This window comes from Propioniciclava sp. (genome assembly GCF_047602245.1).
Classification (GTDB): Bacteria; Actinomycetota; Actinomycetes; order Propionibacteriales; family Propionibacteriaceae; genus Propioniciclava.
This window is the reverse complement of sequence record NZ_JASGHT010000001.1, coordinates 2,406,188-2,427,740: the sequence shown is the minus strand read 5'-3', so window position 1 is coordinate 2,427,740 and position 21,553 is coordinate 2,406,188. Positions and strand designations below refer to the sequence as shown.

The window sequence follows — 21,553 nt, the reverse complement described above, 5'->3', positions numbered from 1 at the left end:
TTGTGGTCAGGAATCGAGCAGCTCGATGAAGGCGCGGGCGCGGGCGTCCCAGCCGTGGGTGCGCGCGAACGCGATCCGGTCCGCCTCGCCGGGGTGCGGGCCGGGGTGCCCGTCGGTCTCCTCGATCGCCGCCGCCACCAGCGCGGCGAACCCGGCGGGGTCGCCGGCGATCCGCACATGCGGCGTGTCCAGCCAATGTGAAGCCGGAAGATCGGTCGAGACGACCGGCACGCCGGCGGCCAGGTATTCCAGCGTCTTCAGCGGGAAGCTCGCCTCGTTGAACACCGAGTCGGCATAGGCGGTGAGGCCGACGCTCATCCGAGAAAGCTCCGCGGCGAGTTCCTCGGTGCCGAGAACACCGAGCCAGGTGACGTTCGGGTGCCGCAGTAGCGCCTCGAAGCGCCGGCCGAACTCGGGGTCACGATCGGCGCGCGGACCCATGATGCGCACCCGGACGCCTGCCTCGGCGACAGCCTCCAGGCAGGCCAGGTCGGTGCGTTCGTTGATCTGGCCGACCACCCCGGCCACCGGTTCGCGATGCCCCGGGGAGACCTCCACCACCGGAGCGCCGTTGGGCAGCAGCGCCACCGGCACCTGGTCGTCCAGGCCCAGCTCGCGGGCCTGAGCCACCAGTGGCTCGGTGATGGCGGCGAACCGCTCGCTCTGGGACGCCTTGCGGCCGAGCCGCTCGGTGACCCATCGCGTCGACAGGCCCATCAGCCCGGCGCCGGCGATCCAGTCGTCGGTCACGTAGAGCACCTTGGTGCCCGCGACCCCGGCGGGGAAGGGCCAGATCGGGTTGGCGACCACGACGGCGCGAGGCCGTCCGCGGCCGCGCAGGACCAGCCGCACGCAGCGCGCGGTGAGCAGGTCGGTCAGGTAGCGGATCGGCCAGCGGGTGAAGCCGGGCAGCGCCGGGATGCGAGCGCGCAGCACGCCCGGAGCCACCGATTCGACGGCCGGCGCGGTGCCGCGCAGCCAGCCCCGCCAGGCGTGCTTGCGCGGCGCATCGACCCAGATGACCTCATGCTCGCGCCCCAGCACCAGTACGAGTTGCTTGTCGGTGCCCGGCACGTCGTCCCAGCCGACGCCGGCAACCCAGACGATCGGGCCGCCGGTCATCGCCGGGCGCCCTTCTTGTCCCGGTTGCGCGCGGTGACGGTCCGCGAGTTGAAGTCGTCGGTGCGCTCCCGGCCGATGGCGCGCCGGACGCGCTTGTCGACGAAGTAGCTGGTGTAGCGGGCCAAGGCGGCGAGTTCGGGACCCGCGTTCCCCCAGCCCCGCGGTGCGGCACAGGCGCGCTCATAGAGTTCCAGCTGCCGCTCCGACGCCCGGGTGAGCGAGAAGCGCTCGCGCACCGTGCGCAGACCGAACGCGCCCAAGCTGGCACGCCGTTCCTGCTGCGCCAGCAGCGGGCGGAGTTCGCCGGCCAGGGTCTGCGCGCCGTGTGCGCTCCCCTCGCCGATGCCGTACCACCCGGTCCACAGGAATTGGTCGAGCGTTTCGGGGGTGAGCGTGCGCCAGAATCCGCGTTCGCCCTGGACGATGAGCGGCTTGCCGTAGGCCAGCGCGCGCAGCGCCGAGCCTCCCATGCCGATCGAGATGTCCGCAGCGGCGTACGCCGGACGGGGATCGTCGAGGCGTCCGACCAGCACGATGGTGCCCGCCCCGGCCCGTGCGTTCACGCGCGCGGCGGCGTCCTCCACCTCGGCGCGGGCGGGGCCGTCGCCGACCACCACGAGCCGCACCGGCAGGGTCGCGGCCAGATCGCCGATCACCTCGATCGCGGTCAGCAGACCCTCGAGCTTGAGTTCGTGCGCGAGCCGGGAGACCGACACGACCGCGACCTTCCCGTCGTCGAGGCCGTACCGGCTGCGGAACTCCTGCCGCCCCGGGTCAGCGTCGATGTCGTTGAAGCTCAGGTCGACCGGCGGTTCGATGGTCGTCACGAGCGAGCGATGGCGTTCGGCGTCCTCGATCTCTTTCGTGCCGACGACCAGTGGCGTGTTCGACGGGATGAAGGGCGGAACCGACATCGACATGACGGTACCGACCGTGGCCGCACCGCAGCGGTGCGAGGCCAGCACCGAGTCCAGGATCGGCGGCCACTCGTAGCCGTGGAAGACATCGAAGCCGCGCTCACGGGCCAGCCGGGTGAGGGCGGCCGCGGTCGGCAAGGACGGACGCTTGCCCTGCGGGGGTGCCTCGATGAACTCCAGGCCCAGCTGGCCGATGCGCTCGAGCAGGTCGCCGGGGCGTCCGAACACGGCCACTTCGTGCCCCAGATCGCGCACTCCTGCCGCGAGTTCGATCGCGTTGAGCTGGCTGCCGCCGATCTCGAGCGTGTGCGGATAGACGAGCACCCTCATGCCAGGGCCTCCTTCGGCTGGTCGGTGGTGGCCGGGGCAGGGTTGCGCCAGGCGACAAGCACCTCACGGAAGGCCTTGCGATCCAGCAGAATGGCGACGGCGAGGGTGACCAGGCCGATGGCGAAGCACACCCCGAAGGCCGCCAGGGCATCCGGGACGGTCGCCGACACGATCAAGGCGGCTGCGAGTCCCGCGCCACCCACGAGCAACGAGGGAAGGCTGCGCGCCAGCGCGCCCATCAGCGCCACACCACTGCGGTGGACGCCCCACAGGTAGAGCGGGAGCACGATCACGACGCCGATGACGAGCTGGGCCGCCGCGATCCCGGCGATGCCGGACTGCGCGCCCACCCAGACCCCCGCGCCGAGGGCGAGGATCCAGATCAGCTGAACGGTGAGCACCCAGCCGGTCTTGCGCACCACGACCAGGAAGTCGTAGGAGAGCTCGAACATGATCCGGACGGCCGCGAACCCGGCGAGCCATTGCAGCGCGACGGCGGCCGGAAGCCATTCCTCGCCGTACACGATGGCGATGATCGGCTCGGCGCTGCCGGCGATCACCAGACAGGCCGGGATCGCCAGCGCGGCCATCGCGCGGAACACCACCTGGAAGTTGGCGCTCAGCGCCGCGGGGTCGTCCTGGATGCGCGCGAACGCGGCCGGGGCGACCGCGCGCAGCGGCTGCGAGAACATCGTCACCGGCCAGCTGGCCAGGTTGAACGCCAGCACGTAGTAGCCCAGCGCGACGGTGCCCAGGATCGCGCCCGCCGCGATCTGATCGACGTAGCCGATCAGGAACACCGCGATGCTGGCGCCGGCCAGGGGCAGGCCGAAACGGATCAGCTTGCCGGCCACCTCACGGTTGTAGCCGAAGCGCACCGGGAGCGGCGACGCGACCACGAACATGACGCCCGAGACCACCGACCCGACGATCCGTCCGGCCGCCAGGCTCATCGCGCCCCAGCCCAGCAGGGCGAGCACGATGGACACGGCCGCGCCGAGCCAGGTGTTCACCTGGTCGATCGCCGTCCGGACGCCCTGGCGGAACTCGCGCTGGAGCAGGGCGGCCGGGGCCGCCACCACCCCGTTGACCACGACCGCGACCAGGAGCCACCGCACCACGGGCGTCGCCTCCGGCGATCCCATCATCGACGAGAACGCCGGTGCCGCGAAGTAGCCCGCCGCGTAGAAGGCCAGGCTGGCGAGCACCGAGATGGTGGTCACCGTCGGCACGATCTCGCGCGGATCGGAGCGCCAGCGCACGATGGCCAGGCTGACGCCGAGCTCGCTGAAGCTGAGCACCGCCATCAGGGCGACCATCGCGACGGCGAAGGTACCGAACTGCTCGGGCCCCAGGAGCCTGGCGAGCACGATACCGATCGCCATCCCGCCGATCTTCGAGAACGCGGTGTTGGCGAAGCTCCACACCAGCGCGCGCGCCGGCGAGCCCGGCGCTTTCGGACGCCGTGCCACGGGCGCGCCTCTCAGGCCTTCGCGCCCGAAGCCACCGATGCCCGCAGCACCTCGACGACGCGCTCCTGCTGGGCGGCGGTCAGGTGGGGGAACATCGGCAGCGACAGGATGCGTCCCGCGGTGCTCTCGGCGACCGGGAACTGGCCCTTGACGTAGCCGAGGTCGCGGTAGGCATCGGTGAGGTGCAGCGGGGTCGGGTAGTGCAGCGCGGCACCCACGCCCGCCTCGTTCAACTCGGCGAGCACGCGGTCGCGGTCGTCCACCTGGACGACGTAGAGGTGCCACACATCGGTGTTACCCGGGCGCGAGGCCGGCACCGTCACACCGGGGACGTCGGCCAGCAGCGCGGCGTAGCGGGCGGCGGCCTCACGGCGGGCCTCGTTCCAGCCTTCGAGGCGGCGCAGCTTGGCCCGCAGCACCGTTGCCTGGACGGCGTCCAGGCGGGAGTTGAAGCCCACCACTTCGTGCACGTACTTCACCGCACTGCCGTGCGCGGCCACCGTGCGGACGAAGCGGGCGATCTCGGGATCGTCGGTCGTGACCGCGCCGGCGTCGCCCGCCGCACCCAGGTTCTTGCCGGGGTAGAAGCTGGTCGCCGCCACCCGTCCGAGCGCGCCCGCACGGCCCGCGCTGGAGGAGGCGCCCTGCGACTGCGCGGCGTCCTCGACGATGGCCAGGCCGTGCTTGTCGGCCAGCGGCCGCAGCGCTTCGACCGGGGCCGCCTGACCGTACAGGTGCACCGGCACGATGGCGCGGGTCCGCTCGGTGACGGCCGCCTCGACGGCGTCGGTGTCGAGGAGGAGGTACTGGGGGTCGCAGTCGACGAGCACCGGCGTGGCACCGATGCGCGAGGCGGCCTCGGCGGTGGCGATGAACGTGTTGGCCGGGACGATCACCTCGTCGCCCGCCTGCACGCCCACCGCACGCAGTGCGAGCTCGACGGCGTCAGTGCCGTTGGCGACGCCCACGCAGAACTGGGTGCCGATGTATTCGGCGTACTCGGCCTCGAAAGCGGACACTTCCGGCCCGCCGACGAAACCGGCAGACAGCAGCTGCTCCTGCCAACGGGGCAGCACTTCATCGGCGATCTCGGCGGACTGCGCCGCCAGATCCAAGAACGGAACCTTCATGATTGACCTCCCAAAGAACGGGCCGGCACTCCGGCCCACGTCTCGCCGTCGGGAACATCCGACAGCACCACGGCGCCCATCCCTACGACGGCGCCCCTACCAATGGCCCGTCCGGGCAGAACGGTCGCGTTCATACCCAGATAGGCGTTTTGTCCTACATGCACGCTGCCGCCGAGGCTGACTCCCCCGGCGAAGGTCGCGCCTTCGTCGATCACGCAGTCGTGCGTGAAGATCACATTCGGCATCGCCACCACCGACGCACCCATGCTCACGTCCGCGGTGAGCACGACCCCGGCGAACAGGATCGAGCCCGCGCCGATCGGGCACCCGGCCGGGTTGCGCACCGACGGGTCCACCACGGTGAGGTAGCGGGACTCCTCGACGCCCAGCGCCTCCAGCCGGGCGCGCACGGCGGCGCGACCGGGGCTGGAGCCCACGCACAGCACCAGGTCGGTGCCGGCGTGGGCGACGACATCGTCGATGCCACCCAACAGGGGAAGCCCCGCGTACGTGCCCCCCAACTGGGCGTGCCGGTCGTCCAGCACCCCGATCGGTTCGATAGCGCGCTCCCGCAGCAGCGGTAGTACCTCGCGCGCCAAGCCGCTGGCGCCGACGATGAGCGCGGCCATGTCAGCCTTGCCCGGCGCTGACGATCACCGCCACCACCCGCTGGAGGTCTTCCTCGGTCAGCTGGTGGTAGAGCGGAAGGATCAAGGTGTTGTCGTTGAGATGCTCGGTGACCGGCAGCGGCATGTCGCCGGTGTCGCGATCGGCGTAAGCGGGCTGGCGGTGAGACGCCATGATCCCGCGGCGCGCCGACACCCCGGCCTCGGCCAGCGCGAGAAGCAGCCCCTCGCGGTCGAGCGGGTACTCCGGACCGACCTCCAGCCACAGCGACTGGTAGTTGCAGGTGCCCCACTCCGGGTCGGCCACCAGACGGATGCCGGCGACGTCGGCCAGCAGCGCGCGGTAGCGATCAGCAAGCTCACGGCGGCGTGCGGTGACCTCGGGCAGCTTGGCCAGCTGCACGAGCCCCACGGCGGCCTGCAGGTCCGTCATGCGGTAGTTGAAGCCGACCTCGCCGTACTCCTCAGGAGGAGACACCAGGCTGGCGTGGCGTTCCGCCGCCGACACGCTCATCGCGTGCTCGCGCAACCGCCGGGCGCGCGCCGCCCACTCCTCGTGCTGGGTGGTGAGCATCCCGCCCTCACCGGTGGTGAGGATCTTGCGCGGATGGAACGACCACGCGGCCACATCCGCGCCGGCACCCACCGGGCGTCCGCGGTAGGTCGCGCCGGCGCCACAGGCCGCGTCCTCGACCACCACGATCCCCCGCGGGTCGCACACCTCACGGATCGAGCCGAGATCCACCGGAACGCCACCCTGATCGACGACGATGACCGCGCGCGTGGCGGGCGTCAGCGCCGCCTCGACCGTCGCGGCGGTCAGGTTGCCGGTCAACGGATCGACGTCGGCGAACACCGGACGCGCCCCGACGTAGGTGGGAGCATTCGCCGTCGCGATGAACGAGAAGGAGGGCACGACCACGTCGTCCCCGGCCTCGACCCCGGCGACCACCAGTGCGAGGTGGAGCGCGGTGGTGCAGTTCGAGGTGGCCACCGCGAAGGGGGCCTCGACCGCCTCGGCGAACGCCTTCTCGAAGGCCACCACGCGGGGGCCCTGCGCGACCCAGCCGGACGCGATGACCTCGGTCACCGCGTCGGCCTCTTCCTGGCCGAACCAGGGCTTCATGACATTGATGCGGGGCAACTCGCTCATGCAGACACCCCGCGGGACGCCGCGATCTCCTCGCGCAGCGGCCGCCACCACTCCACCAGCTCCGCCAGGCCCTGTTCCAGGCCGATGGTCGGCTCCCAGCCGAGGTCGCGGCGAGCAGCGGAGATGTCGGCGATGCGGCGCACCACGCTGTTGACCGAGCGCTCGGGGCCGTGCTCGACGCCGAGGTCGGAGCCCATCACGCGCAGCAGCGCCTCGGCCAGCTCGAGCAGGCTGGTCTCGGACTGGCTCGCGATGTTGTACACGCCGTCGACGACGTCGCTGGACGCCGCCAGCACGTTGGCGCGGGCGATGTCGGGCACGCAGACGAAGTCCATCGTGGCCTTGCCGTCGCCGAAGATCAGCGGCGCCTTTCCGTCGGCGATGCGCTCCATCCAGCGCACCAGCACCTCGGTGTAGAAACCGTGCACATCCATGCGCGGGCCGTACACGTTGAAGTAGCGCAGCACGACGTAGTCGAGGCCCTTCATCGCGCGGAAGCTGCGGATCAATCCCTCGTTGAAGGACTTCGACGCGCCGTAGAGGGTGTCGTTGTTGTGATGGTGGTGACGTTCGGTGGTCGGGAACTCCTCGGCCATGCCGTACACGGACGCGCTGGAGGCGGCGATGAGCTTGTCCACGCCGTGTTCGGCGGCGGCCTCGACGACATTGAAAGTGCCGTCGACCAGCACCTCCAGGGCGAGGCGAGGCTCTTCGGCGCACTGGGTGATCCGAATGGCCGCCTGGTGGAAGACCAGGTCCTTGCCGCGGGTCAGGTCGTGGACCAGGTCGCGGTCGCGGATGTCACCCTCGACGAGGGTCACCTTGCCGGAGGCGAGCGCGCCGTCCAGATTGGCGCGGCGTCCGCGGACGAGATTGTCGATGACCTCGACATGCCCCACACCGGCCTCGACCAGCTGGTCCACCAGCGTCGATCCGATGGTCCCCGCACCTCCGGTGACCAGGACGTTTGCTCCCTTGAGCTGACTCATGCGCGTGCTCCGTTCATCGTTGCCGTGGCTTCTTCAAGGACGCGGAGGACCCGCAGACCGGCCTCACCGTCGGTGCGGGCCGGTCGCCCCTCGCGGATCGCGGCCGCAAATTCGTTCACCATCTCCCGCAGCGCCTCGCGCTCCGGGAGGGCCGGCGACCAGGTGTCGCCCAGGCGGTAGGACACCTTGGCCGCGGCCTTGGCGTCGCCGTCGAGTTCGGTGGCGGACTGGCTTTCCAGCGTCACGCCGCGGTCGAACACGCTGAGCCGCTGAACCGGGTTGAGATCGTCCCAGATCAGCGTCCGGCGCGAACCGCCGATCGTCATCTGGCGCACCTTCGTCGGGCTGAGCCAGTTCACATGCACGCTGGCGACGGCACCGTCGCCGATCGGCAGGACCAGGTGGCCGACACAGGCCTTGCCCGCGCCGATCGGGTCACCACCGTGGGCCGCGACATACTCCGGCTTGAGCCCGCCGGGCAGCACGAAATCGAGAATGGACAGGTCATGGGGCGCGAGATCCCAGAACACGTCCACGTCGGGCTGGACCAGCCCCAGGTTGATCCGCACGGAATCCACGAACAAGATGTCGCCGAGATCGCCGTTCTCGATCAGTTCGCGGATCTTCGCGACCACCGGCGTGTAGCAGAAGGTGTGATCGGTCATCAGGACCAGGCCGCGGCGCTTGGCCTCGTCGACCATCTCCTGAGCCTTCTCGATGCTGTCGGCGATCGGCTTCTCGACCACCACGTGCTTGCCGGCGCGCAGCGCGGCCAGCGTCAGCGGATGGTGCGTGGCGGCCGGCGTGGCGATCGCCACCGCGTCGAGATCATCGCGCGCGAGCAGCTCGTCGACCGACGTCTCCACGTCGACGTGCCCGACCGCGGCGGCCAGCTTCGACGCGCGCGCCTCGTCACGGTCGCACACCGCGACCAGCGTCCACTCCGGCGACGCGGCAAAGTTACGAGCAAGATTCGGACCCCAGTAGCCTGCGCCGATGACGGCGACCCGAGGCGTAGTGGCAGTATCCATATTTAGCTTTCCCCCCTCTGGCACCATTCGGACCACCGGATCATGATCCGCTCTCTGTGTGCCAAAACCCGCAGGTTAGAATAGGTGCGCCGCGAGCCGGTCCGCAAACCCTTCCTTAGAGCGAGACAGCAACGCGCGTGAGTCCGATAAACTGAGTGCGATGACCGCGTCGCGCTATGCGGTCAGGCGCACCGTAGTGGGGAGCTGCGGGCGCAAGAAGGGGGAATCATGCGCAAAACCATGCCCATTCTTGCTCTGACTGGGACAGTCGTTGTCGCATTCGGGATCACCGCCTGCAGCGCTGCGCTACCGGCGCCGGGCGACCCGCGGGGCCCCTCGCCCTCGCCGAGCATTCCCGTCGTGCAGGGCAGCAGCGGCGGCCAGAGCGGCGGCGCCGGCAGCGAGGTCCTGCCGCTCCCGGCCAGCACGCCGCAGCACCTCAGCGAGCTGATCGACGAGCAGGCCGGAGCAGGCGCCTTGACCGAAGCGCCGCCCGGCGGATCCGCCGATCGCCTGGTCGACGGCTTCCCGACCGAGGTGATCGCCATTCCTGAGGACTTCACCGTGCGTACCAGCGAGGTCAGCACCGACTCCGGCCGGGCGCAGGTGACGCTCACGGCCGGCACGGCCCGCGCCTGCGCTGGAGTGCTCGTCGACTACCGCGGCTGGTTCACCCGCGGCGGGTTCACCGAGTCCGCCACCCACGAGCGTCCGGCGGGGGCACGCGTCGCCTTCGACCGTGATCACGACCGAGTCACCGTGACCACCACGCCGGACGGCGACGGGTGCGCCATCGCGCTGCTCGCCGCGCTGGAAGTCGGTCGCCGATGACCCCCGAACCAGCCACGGCCGCAGCCCGTCCGGCCCTCGGAGCAGGCTCCGTTCCCGACTCGGAACCCGCGCCGGCCACCGCCCGGCGCTCCTCGGCATCGACCAAGGGCCGGGTCTCCTCGACCGTGGTCAGCCTCGGCGTCGTCTCGCTGATGACCGATATCTCCTCCGAGGCGGTCGCCGCGATCCTGCCGCTGTACATGACCGCGGCGCTCGGGTTGTCGACGGTGGCCTACGGCTTCGTCGACGGCATCCTGCAGGGGGCGAGCTCGCTGGTCCGGATCGCCGCCGGATGGGCGGCCGACAAGGGCGGGCGACCGAAGTGGGTCGCGTTCGCCGGGTACTTCCTCTCGATGCTGACCCGGGTGGGACTGCTGCTCTTCACCAGCGCGGGCGCCATGGTGGCCCTGATCACCGCCGACCGGATCGGCAAGGGCATCCGCACCTCACCCCGCGACGCGCTGATCGCCGCCTCGTCGACTCCGCGGACCATCGGCCGGTCCTTCGGCGTCCATCGCGCCCTCGACACGGCCGGCGCGGCGCTCGGCCCGCTGCTGGCCTTCGTCATCTTGTGGCTGATCCCGGACGGCTACGGCACCGTCTTCGTCGTCTCGCTGGGCGCGGCGGTGATCGGTGTCGCCGTGCTGCTGCTGATGGTGCCCGACCTGCAGCCCCGCCGGGCGTCCTGGCTGGCCAAGCACCGTGACCGCCAGGAACGCAAGCTGCCCAAATGCAAGGGATGCAGCTGCGACGCTCCCGGGCTGGAGCTGGTCTCCGGTCCGCGGTTCTCCTGGTCCTTCCTGCGCGATCCCGCCATGCGCCGGACGATCGTGGTCGCCGGCGTGCTCGCGCTCCTCACCGTGGGTGACGGGTTCATCTACCTGTCGCTGCTCGAACGCGACGGCTTCGCCGCGCAGTGGTTCCCGCTGCTGTACGTCGGCACGAACGCGTTCTATATGGCGCTGGCCGTCCCCTTCGGTCAGCTCGCCGACCGCTTCGGGCGCACCCGCGTCTTCGTCGCCGGGCACCTCGCGTTGTTGCTGGCCTATCTCGGCGCGGCGGTGCCCGGCTCGTGGCTGCTGTCGCTCGGCGTCCTGGCGCTGCTCGGTGCCTTCTACGCGGCCACCGACGGCGTCCTGGCGGCGCTCGCCGGCGCGATGGTGGCGCCGCAGGTGCGGGCGTCCGCCATCGGCACCGTGCAGACCGCCGTCGCCGTCGGACGGCTGCTGTCGTCGGTGGCCTTCGGATTGCTGTGGTACACGCTGGGTCGCGGGGAGGCGCTGATGACGGTGGCCGTGCTGCTCGCACTCGCCGTCCCGGTCGGCTACCTGCTGCTGCGCCGCTTCGCGCATGCGGTCTACGACCCCGCCGAGTCCCAAGACACGGCACCGTCCTTCGCGCGTCCGGACGCCAACGCGTGAGGGGCCGCAGTCGCGGCGTCCTGCTCGCCGCCATCGTGCTGGTCGTCGTCGTGGCGGTGGTCATCGTCGCCGTCAACGAAGGCCGCCGGACGCACGCCGAGATCAACGCGCCCACCGACGTGACCCGCGCCGCGGCGGGCGCGTTCGACGGCCGCCCCCGGATCGTCTTCCGGAGCACCGCACCCGGGCAGCTGTTCGGCAAGGTGTCCGTGGTGGCCCTGGATGACCCTCAGGGCCCGCGCGACGTCACCGACGTCGCGTGCGACCGGGTGGACGCCATCGATGGGCGCGCCTCATGCCTGCGCACCGAGCGCAGCGTCCTCACCAGCTTCGCCGCGATCATGCTCGACGGATCCTGGCAGGAGGTGTCGCGCTGGCCGCTTCCGGGCATCCCCAGCCGCACACGGTTGTCGCCGGACGGAACACGGGTGACCACCACCGCCTTCGTCACCGGTCATTCCTACTCGACCGCCGGATTTTCCACCGAGACGGTCATCCATGGGCTGGAGGATCCCGCCGCCCCGCGCGATCTGGGCAACATCGAGTTCTACACCTTGACCGTCGACGGCGCGACGATCGCCCCGGTCGACCGGAATATGTGGGGCATCACCTTCGTCGACGACACCACCTTCTATGCGACCACGCAGTCGACGACGCTGGGCAAGACCTGGCTGGTGCGCGGCAATGCGGCCGACCAGACCCTGGAGGCCATCGCCGAAGGGGTGGAATGCCCCTCGCTGTCGCCCGACCGCACCCGGCTGGCCTTCAAGGCGACGACCGCCACCCGGGGCGGAACCCCGCATTGGACGCCGGCCGTGCTCGATCTCGGCACGGGACAGGTCACCGTCCTGACCGGCGAGCGCACCTCTCTCGACGACCAGATCGCCTGGCTCGACGACGACACGATCCTCTACGGTCTGCCGCGCGCCGACCAGGCCGGCGTCACCGACGTCTGGGCGCTGTCGGCGACCCGGCCGGACGCCACGCCTGAGTTGTTCCTTCCCCAGGCGTGGTCGCCCGCGATCATCCGCTGAGCACCCCGGTCGCCGAACTCACGGCGCGGGCGTGAACACGATGTCGGTCCAGTAGGCGTGCGCCGAGGTCGCCGACGGGAAGCCGGCGCCGTACACGTAGGTACCACCGCGCTCGAGCGATTGGACCGGCCCGGCACTGACCGGGAACTCCAGCCCCTTCGAGGTGAACGCGTAGTGCCCTCGCGGCGCCACGTAGGACACGACGAGTTCGGTTCCCGCGCTCACCGTCACCGGCGTGCTGAACGCGAGCGTCTGCCAGCCCGAGGCCGTCTCACCGGTGAACGTGCCCGAGGCGAGCAGGCGTCCGTCGATCGACCACAGGTTGCCGACGTGGGTGCCCGTGTTGCCCTCGCCCTTGTAGAAGCGCATGCCCGGGATCGTGCCGTCCTGCGTCACCTTGAGCCGGGTGCCCACCTGGACGTAGTCGGTATCCGTGCTGGCGGCTACGGCGGGAACGTCGTCGAGCGACCACAGCCCGCGCCCGGCGAGCACCGGGGCCGGTCCTTCGGTTCCGGTGCCTGGATCCGAAGCCGGTTCCAGCAGCAGGTCGACCCAGAAGCTGTGCGGCGAGGTGCCGGTCGGGAAGGCCGTCGACCCGTAGGCGAAGACGCCGCCGGGAGCCAGCGAGGTCAGCCCGTCCACCGACCGCTGACGCGCGAGCGCCTCGGCGGTGACCGCGTAGTGCCCGTTCGGGGCGTAGTAGGACACGACGAGTTCCGTGCCCGCGGTCACCTCCACCGGTGTGCCGAGCTGCAGGGTCTGCCAGCCCTCGGCGGATTCACGGGTGAAGGTGCCCGAGCCGAGCAGCTGGCCGGATGCGCTCCACACGTATCCGGTATGGGTGCCGGTATTGCCCGCACCCTTGTAGAACCGGACGCCGGCCACCGTGCCGTCGACTTCCACCCTCACCCGGGTGCCGACCTGGATCGCCGCCGAGTCGTCCCAGCTGGGGACGGCCGGGGTGTCGGCGTCCGACCACAGGCTCTGCAGGTCGGTGTAGACCCGCGTCTGCCCGGTGGTGAAGGTCCAGCTCGCCAGCGTCTCGCCAGCCAGCGTCACGGTGGCGGTGAACGTCGTCAGCTCGGCCAATTGGCCCGCGGGCGTGAAGGTCACCGACTGGGTGCCCGAGTCGAAGCTGCTCGTGCCCGCGACCGGCTGGTTGGCGGCCGTCAGCGCGATCTGTGGCGTACTGCCCACCGGCAACTGGCTGAGCCGGGCGGACACGGTCGCAAACCGGTCCACCCCGGTCTCGCCCTGCGCGGGGGCCTGGTCGACGACGCTCAGTTCCCCTTCGGTGAACACGGCGTCGACGTAGTAGTTCGTGCCGTTCCAGGAGAACACCGGGAACCCGCCGCCGTAGACGTAGCGGCCCGCGCCGGCCGGGGTGCGGAACGGCCCGACCGCGCGCTCGGCGGTGAAGTAGGCCGCGTCGGCGGAGTAGTGGCCCTGGGGCGCCAGGTAGGACACGACGTAGGTCCGTCCCTTGACGACCGCGACAGGGTTGTCGAACGAGGCGGTCTGCCAGCCGGACTGAGTCTCGTTGGAGAACGTCGTGGTGGCCAGCCGGTTCCCGCCGCCGTCCCACAGCGAGCCGGTGTGGGTACCGGTGTTGGCGGCCGACTTGTAGAACCGCACGCCGGTGATCCATCCGTCCCGCTCGGGAATGAACGTCATGCCCAGTTCGGTGGCGGCACCGTCATTCGAGTCGACCCCCTGTGGGGTGACCGAACCGAATCCGGTGCAGGGGCACTGCCCCGGCGGCGCCGCGGTGGTGAAGCTCCATTCGGTGGCCGGGAACGCGGCACCGTCCTCGGCGCGCTGGCCGGTGAAGGCGGCGTGGTAGGTCGCCGACTCCCCCAGCGGACGCTTCGGCACGAAGGTGACGGTGCGGCCGTCCGCGCTCGTGCTGGTGGTCCCCTCCACCGCATGATCGAGGGCATCGACGAGGGTGAGGGTCGCCCCCGGGGCGAGCGGCGCGGACACCTTGACCGTCAGCTGACTGGAGGCGGGCACGTCGATGGCGCCGCGCGACGGTGTCAGCGACAGCACCGACGGCGCGGCCTCGACCGGGGTGTAGAGCACGTCCACGAGGTAGGAGGTGGAGACCTGGGCATCGGGGTAGCCGGTGCCGTAGGTGAAGCCGCCGGCCTTCTCGGGCGTGCGCAGCAGCCCGGCGGTGACCGGCGTGGAGAGGCGCCCGAGCGTGACCGGGTAGACGCCCGCAGACGTCCGGTACCCCACGGTGTACTCGGCGCCCTCGGCGATCACGACCGGCGTGTCGAACAGGACGCGCTGCCAGCCGGCGGCGACCTGATCGGTCACCGGCGCCGAGGCCAGCACGGCGTGGTCGGGCCCCCACAGGAAGACCGTCACGTCGCCGTTGTCCGCGGCCCCCTTGTAGTACTCGACGCCGGACACCTCACCCGCGTTCGACGCGATGAAGCGGGTGGCGACGGTGAGCGGACGCCCGTCGTTGGCGTCGGCCATCCCGGGCACCTCGGATTCGGCGAACAGCCCGCAGGGGCAGGCGTCCGAGTCCGGGCGCTGGGTCCGGAAGCTCCAGGTGCCGCCCTCGGCGATCGGCTGGCCGTCCCCGGTGGTGGTGGCGGTCACGCTCGCCCTGAACTCCACGAAGGCCGCCAGCGGGGAGGCCGGCGTGAAGGTGGCCGTGCGGGTCGGCGCGTCGTAGCTCGTCGTCCCTTCGACCGCGCGATCGGCCGAATCGACCAGCGTCATCGCGACCGATGCCGGGTCGACATTGCGGGACAACGTGACGCTGACCGTGCTGGCCGGGGCCACGCTGACCGCGCGATCGGCGGGCGCATGACCGAAGGCGGTGAGCGGGGAATCGTCGACCGTGCTGAACTGCACGTCCACGAAGTAGGACGGCCGGCCGTAGGAGCGGTCCGGGAACTGCCCCGGGGCGCTGAAAACGCTGGCCACCTCCGAACCGAAACCGCCGGAGACGGTCAGCACGCCGGTGTCGATGCCGTCGTAGTAGAACACGTCCTCGGAGGCGGCATACCCGCCCGCGGGCGCGGTGTAGGAGACGACGAGCTTCTGGCCGGCCGACACCGCGACCGGGCGGCTGAACCGGGCCACCTGCCAGCCGGTCGCCGTCTCGTCGGTGAACGTGACCGAGGCCAGCTGCTGGCCGGTCGCGCTCCACAGCCGCCCCACGTGCGGGCCGGTGTTGGCCGGCCCCTTGTAGAACCGGACGCCCTGGACGTACCCGTCGACCGACGGGGTGAAGCGGAGGCCCAGTTCCAAGGCCCCCGGATCGGCCGTCGAGGGCCGGTCGGGCACCTGCTGGCCGTAGATGCTGGTGGGTCCCGCCACGGTGACCGCCACCTCGGCGGGCGCGCCGAGGTTGACGCTGTCGTCGATAGCGCGGGCCCGGATCGATCCGGCCCCGATTCCGTTGATCAGACCGGTGTAGCTCCAGTTCTGGCGGCCCTCGGCCGGATGCCAGGTGCGGCCGCCGTCGAGCGACACTTCGACTCCGGCCACCTTGCCACCCACGTCGGCGGCCGTGCCGGTCACGGTCACGGCGCTGCCGCTGGCGAGCGAGGTGCCGGCGGCCGGCGCGGTGATGGTCGCCGTCGGGGCGGCGGCGTCGGTGGTGCGGGTGGCCGCGACCAGATCGTCGGCCAAGGTCGCCGGCTGGACGCCCATATCAGCGAACAGGTTGAGCGTCGCCTGCCGCATCCGGACGTCGGCGGCCGGGCGCTCGCCATCGTGCATCGAATCCAGGCCCCAGCTCCACTGGACCGACCCGGCCGAGAAGACGAGCGCCCCGCTGGTCGCGCGGTACAGCGTGATGTGGTGGGTGGTCTCCCCCGGCGCCACGACGCTGCCGAAGTCTTGGAGGTATTCCGAGACCATGCCCTTGGTGGTCGACATCCGGATCAGCCCGGCCGGCCGGAAGCCGTTGTCGATGTCCTCGTCCGATTCGTACCCCACCGTGTGCGGCGTCAGGGCGGTCGACGTGCCCGGGGCCTGGGCATCCAGGCCGGTGTTGCGCCACAGCCGGAGCTTGCCCTCCTCGTCGTTCACCGTGACGGGCAGGTCGGAGTAGTTGACCATGTACATGGTTCCGGTCAGGGCGTTCTCCGGCACGCCACCGCCGTCTGCCTGGTTGGAGAACCGCGGGTCGCGGAAGGTGCCCGTCCACTCGGTCGACGGGTCGATCTTGCGATGGTTGAAGGTCTCCTTGTAGGAGACGAAGGTGCGGTAGTCGGTCGGCGTACCGGCGACCGACGGCTCCCACCGTCCGCGCCAGTACATCTCGTTGCCGCTGAAGAATGCGAGGTTGACCCCCGCATCCCGCGCGGCCTCGACGTTGGCGCGCTGGCGCCCGGACCAGTATTCGTCGTGCCCGATCGAGATGAACGTCTTGTGGTTGAGCAGTCGCTCGCCGCTGCGGTCGGTGTCGACCCCGGCGATGTAGGTGACGTCGTAGCCGTTCTGCTCCAGGAAGCGCACCATCGGATACTCGGCGCCGAAGTAGAAGTCGCGCTCCTCGATGCCGCCGCGGGTGGCGAACGGACGGTTGTAGCTCACCTTGTAGGCACGGCCGTTGATGGCGCCCTGGTAGAAGTCGGAACCGCCGTAGGTGTTGTAGGCATGCCAGGTGGTGTCGGAGGTCTGCAGCACCATGTCGGCGGTGGATCCGTCATCGCGCACCACGAAGGTGATGTGGCTCGAACCGCCCGTATCGGTGCGGATGAGTTTCGCCACATAGACGCCCGACACGGCATTCGCAGGAACGTCCCAGTGCGCGGAGACCGCCCAGGCGCCGCAGTCGTACAACTCGGTGCTCAGATCGTTGAGGCATTCCGGCTGGTTCTGCGGCAGCGACACATCGGGGCGGACCGAACCCCACAGCCGCGCACCCAGGCCCTGGTAGTAGCCGGTGCGGTAGATGTCGATGCGGTAGTCGGTCGCGTCGGTATCGATCTTGAAGTCGATCCGGTGTCCCGCGTCCACGCTGATCTCGGTCGAATACCCCTGAATCGAGTGGTCGCCGACGCCCGAAATGTCCCACACGTCCGCGTGCACGCCGGGCTTGGCGTTCTCGCAGACGATGGCATTGCCGCCGTCCTCGCACGGCGCAGCGGCGGCGGCGGTGAGGCCGGTGACGATCGCGCTCGCGAACGCCAGCGCCACCGCGAGCACCGTCACGAGCGGCCGAGACGACCGGCGCTTAGACGGACGCGGATGCATTGAATCGAACACGAGAGATCCTCCCCCAGATCCTCACACGCGCCACCGGAATGGGCACGGGATATCGATACTTGCAGCATAGACATTTAAGTCTTGAAAGGTTACGCCGTATCGCGCCCTCAGGCCTGATTTCACACTTTCGATGTATTTCAGTTTTCAGTTCCGCCGAGCGGTGTGGGGCGGCAAGGAGCCTTCAGTTTTCAATTCCACCGGCTGCGAAGCCGGCGTGGGAAGCTTTCAGTTTTCAATTGCACCGAACGCGAGGCCAATGGGGGACGATTTTCAGTTTTCAATTGAGCGACCGGCCGGACTGGGCTTGGCAAACGAATCGGGAGCCCTCAATCTGAGAGCTCCCGAGACGCATCGATGAATCGCCGCCTATCGCCGCCAGGGGCGCAGCGGGTCAGACACGACCGTCAGCTGGTCGCCCACCTCCAGGCGGCTGCCCTCGGGGCTTTGCGAGGTCTCCAGCCGGATGGCCGGCTCGGCGAGATAGGAGGCGAGCTCGGGGAAGCTGGAGTAGTGCGGACCGATGATGTGCGCCGAACTCGCCAGCAGGTACAGGTCGACGAGCGAGGCCTGCAGCGCCTGAAGGCTGTTGTACGCACCCTTGTCGCCCAGCCCGACCGAGCCGGGGAAGGCCTCGCGGACCGCAGCCTCGCCGGCCACGGTGTCTGCGGAGACGTAGAACGGAATATCGCCGTGCTCCCGGCGGATCTGGGCCAGGCGCTCCAGATACCACTCCAGGGGAGAGTCCTTCAGGGTGTTCTCGTGCGACACGGAGTGGGTGCGGACCATCACCCCCACGTAGGGACGGCCGCGCAGATGCTCATCGAAGACGGCCATGATCCGCTCCTGGATCTCGGGCACCGGCACTAGGCCGCGCAGCAACGGGTGCCACTCATCGATGCCTTCGGGGAAGGCGATCGGCTGCGACGTCCTGATCTGCCACAGGTTGTCGCTGGTCGCCGTGGGCAGCCAATCCAGCGAAGCATCGCGGTAGGGATGCCTGCGCGCCAACAGCCACGAGCGAGCCGGCGAGATCCGCCGCTCGTCCACCTGCCACAGCTGGTCCAGGCGGGCGCCGAAATGGCGCCCGGTCGGCCAGACGTAGGCGAAGGACCGCCCGTGACGTTCGGCCAGCAACTGGCCCGAGAGCACCACCCTGATCCTGTTCCCCAGGCCATGGTAGGGCCTCGTCACCATGACCACTCCAGGTCGCTTCACCGTCCGGCCCTCCCCTTGATCCCGTCCCGCAGCCCCCGCGCGAGCGCGATCCAAGGCCCTGCGGCCTTCAGCGCTCCGCGGCGTTCGCCGCCCCACACGGTCTGCACCCCCGCGCGAAGACTCGACCGGCGCCACGCACGACGGGCGTCCGGGTCGAGGTTCTTGCCCGCGTACAGCAGCCGGTTCCTGATGTTGTAGTAGTAGAACAGGTTGGATCGGCGCTGGGCGCTGTCGGCCGTGCGCTGCGTACCCCCCTCATCATGGGTGGCCAGAATCGAATGATCGACGACCAGCTCCCCGCCCGCGGCCAGCACCCGGTAGGAGAGATCAACGTCCTCCCAATAGAGGAAGTAGTCCTCGTCGAATCCACCGATCCGGCGCCACAGCTGCGCCGAGATCGCAAAGCAGGCGCCCGAGAGCCAACGCCGCCGCGGCCTGCCTGGGTGCCGCGCCCGGAACCTCTCGGCGGCGATCGAGCCGTCGTCGAGATGCAGGTCCATCGCCTCTGCCCAGGTGCTGCCATCCGGGCGCACCACCCGCGGCGCGACCATCGACATCGGCTCGCGGTTCACGGCCTCGATCAGCCCGAGCACCGCGCAGCGATCGAGAACGGCATCGGGATTGAGCACGAGAAGCACCTCCGCGCCTCGCGACAACGCCAGTTCGGCCCCGCGGTTGACGCCGGCCCCGAAACCCACGTTCTCGCTGAGCAGCACGGGATGCCATCCGCACCCTTCGGCCAGGTCTCCGACCGCCGCCTGCTCCGCTTCGGTGGAAAAACAGTCGACAACATAAACCGCGATCTCGGGCACCGCCGTGGAAACCGCACGCAAGTTCTGGCGCAGGAGTTCACTCGAGCCGTAGTTCACGACGATCAGTGCGCTATTCGGCACAATCCACCTCACCGACGATCGGATTGCCGGCCGACAGCCCTAATACTTGACGACATCCAGCCTTGCCACACGCCACTCGCGCAACTACCACCAGCTCCCCCTCTGTGTCCAATCCGGCCCGCCACAGCGCTGAGCGCTCGGAAAACCTCGTCGGGACTATATAGTAACGGCGATACTCATTAACGTTGTTACCCGAGGAGCAGACAAGCGTGGCCAACACGAACCTGCGTGTGATGCACTCATTCCGCCGGCCCCGACCGACGTCGAACCCCTACATCCACATGCTAGACGAGGCGCTCGTCAACACCCCCGGTTTGGATCATCTGCGATTCTCTTGGCGGGAGGCGTTCTTCGGGCGCTACGACGCTATCCATTTCCACTGGCCCGAGGTGTTCCTGGGCGGCCGCACACGACTGCGGCGCGTGGTGAAAGCCGCCAGATTCCAGTTGCTGCTGTGGCGACTGCGCATCACCCGGACGGCGATCGTCCGGACGGTGCACAACCTGGAATTGCCCACCGATCTCAACGGCTGGGAGACGCGGATGCTCCGCTTCATCCAGCAGCGGCCGGCCATGAGCATCACTCTGAACGACCAGACGCAGGTGGCCGCGCCCACCGCGCTGATCCCCCACGGGCACTACGTCGACTGGTTCCGCGATATGCCGCAGAATGAGGCCATTCCTGGTCGCATCGGGTTCGTCGGCCTCGTTCGCCGCTACAAGGGCGTGGAATCGCTGCTCGCCGCATTCGAGGAACTGCGCCAGCAGCGAGACGACGTCACCTTGGCGATCTCCGGGCGTCCGACCTCGGACGAGATCCGGCAGGAGCTCGAAAGCCTCGCCGCGCGGGCGCCGGGCGTCTCGTTGCGGCTGGAATACCTGTCCGAGGAAGACTTCGCCCAGGCGGTCACCGGATCGTCGCTGATCGTGCTGCCGTACGTCCATATGCACAATTCCGGCTCGGCGCTCGCGGCGCTCTCGCTCGCACGTCCGGTCCTGGTTCCCGACAACGCCGTCAATCGCGCCCTGCGCGAGGAGGTGGGTGAAGGCTGGGTGCACCTGTTCGCCGGCACGCTCAGCGCTCAGGACGTCGACCAGGCCCTCCAGTCCGGGATTCCCGGTTCGCTGCCGGACCTGTCGGCGCGAGGATGGTCCGAGGCGGGCACCGCCCATCGGGACGCCTACCGGCGCGCCGTCGAAGCGACGAGGACCAAGCGGTGACCACCCCGGCCCCAGCACGCCCCGTCCTGGTGGCGATCACCACCTACCGGCGCATGCCACTGCTCCCGCCGCTCGTCGAGGTGATCGGTGCGCAAGCCGAGGCCCTGGGCCGCCGGTGCGCCATCGCCGTCATCGACAACGACCCGGAGCGCTCGGCTGAGGAGACCGCCCGGTCGCTGGGTGTGCGCTACGTTCACGAACCCACCCCTGGCATCGGCGCCGCGAGACGAGCGGCGCTGGGCAGCGCGGATGACGACGATCTGCTGGTCATGGTCGACGACGACGTCATGCCCGAGGAGCGCTGGCTCGCCGAACTGGTCGCCACCTGGGAGGCCTACCGACCCTCGGTCGTCAAGGGGTGGGTGCGCTATGCCTGGCCCGCCGACTGCGACCCGTGGATCAGCGCGGGCGGTTTCATGCGCCGTGACCGGCACGCGACGGGCACGCGCCTGACCAGCCTCTCCACCGGCAACGTCCTCATCGACGTCGCCGACGTGCGCCGGCGCGGCGTGGATTTCGATCCGGGCCAAGGGCTCGCCGGCGGTGAGGACACCCTCTTCGGCGAGGCCCTGCTGGCCGCTGGGGGAACCATCGTCGCCTCGGCGGACTCCATCGTCCTCGACGAGGTCCCCCGCGACCGCGCCACCGTGGCGTTCGTCCGCCGGCGCACGATCGCACACGGCGTCACCCATTCGTCCCTTCGGCTTCGCGGACGGTCCGGACTCGCGGCCGTCCGGGCCCGCGCTGCGGCCCTGGCCGGCGGTGCGGTGCGGATGGTGGCGTTCCAGGCCGTCCATGTCGTGGGCAAGCTGACCCGCAACGTGTCGATGGACGCCGTCGGCAAGCGCCGCTACTGGTTCGCGATCGGACGCATCAAGGGTGCGCTCGATGTGCGCGTGGATGAGTATGCGCGAGGCTGAGCTGAGCCTCG

The 21,553-nt window shown here is 69.9% G+C and carries 16 protein-coding genes; 5 read left to right on the top strand and 11 right to left on the bottom strand.

What is annotated here, in order from left to right:
* Positions 1–6: 6 nt before the first annotated feature.
* From QM708_RS11495 to QM708_RS11460, 8 genes are read right to left on the bottom strand one after another with little or no spacing between them, the layout of a single operon-like run.
* Positions 7–1,122, bottom strand: coding sequence for a glycosyltransferase (locus tag QM708_RS11495; protein WP_415108402.1), 1,116 nt, complete (start codon positions 1,120–1,122; stop codon positions 7–9).
* Positions 1,119–2,369, bottom strand: coding sequence for a glycosyltransferase family 4 protein (locus QM708_RS11490; RefSeq protein ID WP_415108399.1), 1,251 nt, complete (start codon positions 2,367–2,369; stop codon positions 1,119–1,121). The genes QM708_RS11495 and QM708_RS11490 overlap by 4 nt, the downstream gene beginning before the upstream one ends.
* Entirely contained in the window at positions 2,366–3,841 is a 1,476-nt protein-coding gene (locus QM708_RS11485; RefSeq protein WP_415108396.1) for an oligosaccharide flippase family protein, read from the bottom strand. Before QM708_RS11485 ends, QM708_RS11490 begins: the two co-directional genes overlap by 4 nt.
* A gap of 11 nt (positions 3,842–3,852) precedes the next feature.
* Complete coding sequence (locus tag QM708_RS11480; protein WP_415108393.1) at positions 3,853–4,971, bottom strand: DegT/DnrJ/EryC1/StrS family aminotransferase; 1,119 nt, start codon at positions 4,969–4,971, stop codon at positions 3,853–3,855.
* Positions 4,968–5,600 (bottom strand): NeuD/PglB/VioB family sugar acetyltransferase, encoded by a 633-nt coding sequence (locus QM708_RS11475; protein ID WP_415108390.1) that lies wholly within the window; start codon positions 5,598–5,600, stop codon positions 4,968–4,970. Before QM708_RS11475 ends, QM708_RS11480 begins: the two co-directional genes overlap by 4 nt.
* Position 5,601: 1 nt before the next feature.
* Positions 5,602–6,750: a DegT/DnrJ/EryC1/StrS family aminotransferase gene (locus tag QM708_RS11470; protein ID WP_415108387.1), complete on the bottom strand. Its 1,149-nt coding sequence runs from the start codon at positions 6,748–6,750 to the stop codon at positions 5,602–5,604.
* Positions 6,747–7,739, bottom strand: a complete 993-nt coding sequence (locus tag QM708_RS11465; RefSeq protein ID WP_415108384.1) for an NAD-dependent epimerase/dehydratase family protein — start codon at positions 7,737–7,739, stop codon at positions 6,747–6,749. Before QM708_RS11465 ends, QM708_RS11470 begins: the two co-directional genes overlap by 4 nt.
* Positions 7,736–8,770: a Gfo/Idh/MocA family protein gene (locus QM708_RS11460; RefSeq protein ID WP_415108381.1), complete on the bottom strand. Its 1,035-nt coding sequence runs from the start codon at positions 8,768–8,770 to the stop codon at positions 7,736–7,738. The genes QM708_RS11465 and QM708_RS11460 overlap by 4 nt, the downstream gene beginning before the upstream one ends.
* 360 nt (positions 8,771–9,130) lie before the next feature.
* On the opposite strand from QM708_RS11460, the gene QM708_RS11455 reads away from it, so the two are divergent.
* The 3 genes from QM708_RS11455 to QM708_RS11445 are packed head-to-tail and all read left to right on the top strand — an operon-like array spanning position 9,131 to position 12,056.
* Positions 9,131–9,601 carry a hypothetical protein gene (locus tag QM708_RS11455; RefSeq protein WP_415108379.1) on the top strand — a complete coding sequence of 157 codons (471 nt, stop codon included), beginning with the start codon at positions 9,131–9,133 and terminating at the stop codon, positions 9,599–9,601.
* On the top strand, positions 9,598–11,022 hold the full coding sequence (locus tag QM708_RS11450; protein ID WP_415108376.1) for an MFS transporter: 1,425 nt from the start codon (positions 9,598–9,600) through the stop codon (positions 11,020–11,022). The genes QM708_RS11455 and QM708_RS11450 overlap by 4 nt, the downstream gene beginning before the upstream one ends.
* Positions 11,019–12,056 carry a hypothetical protein gene (locus QM708_RS11445; protein ID WP_415108373.1) on the top strand — a complete coding sequence of 346 codons (1,038 nt, stop codon included), beginning with the start codon at positions 11,019–11,021 and terminating at the stop codon, positions 12,054–12,056. Before QM708_RS11450 ends, QM708_RS11445 begins: the two co-directional genes overlap by 4 nt.
* Positions 12,057–12,074: 18 nt before the next feature.
* Here the strand turns inward: QM708_RS11445 and QM708_RS11440 are convergent, their stop codons facing one another.
* From QM708_RS11440 to QM708_RS11430, 3 genes are all read right to left on the bottom strand, one after another.
* Positions 12,075–17,294, bottom strand: a complete 5,220-nt coding sequence (locus QM708_RS11440) for a DUF4082 domain-containing protein (protein WP_415108370.1) — start codon at positions 17,292–17,294, stop codon at positions 12,075–12,077.
* A 366-nt stretch (positions 17,295–17,660) separates the two neighbouring features.
* On the bottom strand, positions 17,661–18,488 hold the full coding sequence (locus tag QM708_RS11435) for a hypothetical protein (RefSeq protein WP_415108368.1): 828 nt from the start codon (positions 18,486–18,488) through the stop codon (positions 17,661–17,663).
* A 17-nt stretch (positions 18,489–18,505) separates the two neighbouring features.
* Positions 18,506–19,402 (bottom strand): glycosyltransferase family 2 protein, encoded by an 897-nt coding sequence (locus QM708_RS11430; protein WP_415108365.1) that lies wholly within the window; start codon positions 19,400–19,402, stop codon positions 18,506–18,508.
* 209 nt (positions 19,403–19,611) lie between these two features.
* Here QM708_RS11430 and QM708_RS11425 point away from each other — a divergent pair, with 209 nt between their 5' ends.
* Both QM708_RS11425 and QM708_RS11420 read left to right on the top strand, forming a co-directional pair.
* Positions 19,612–20,622: a glycosyltransferase gene (locus QM708_RS11425; protein WP_415108362.1), complete on the top strand. Its 1,011-nt coding sequence runs from the start codon at positions 19,612–19,614 to the stop codon at positions 20,620–20,622.
* Positions 20,619–21,542, top strand: a complete 924-nt coding sequence (locus tag QM708_RS11420) for a glycosyltransferase (RefSeq protein ID WP_415108359.1) — start codon at positions 20,619–20,621, stop codon at positions 21,540–21,542. Before QM708_RS11425 ends, QM708_RS11420 begins: the two co-directional genes overlap by 4 nt.
* Positions 21,543–21,553: the final 11 nt, after the last annotated feature.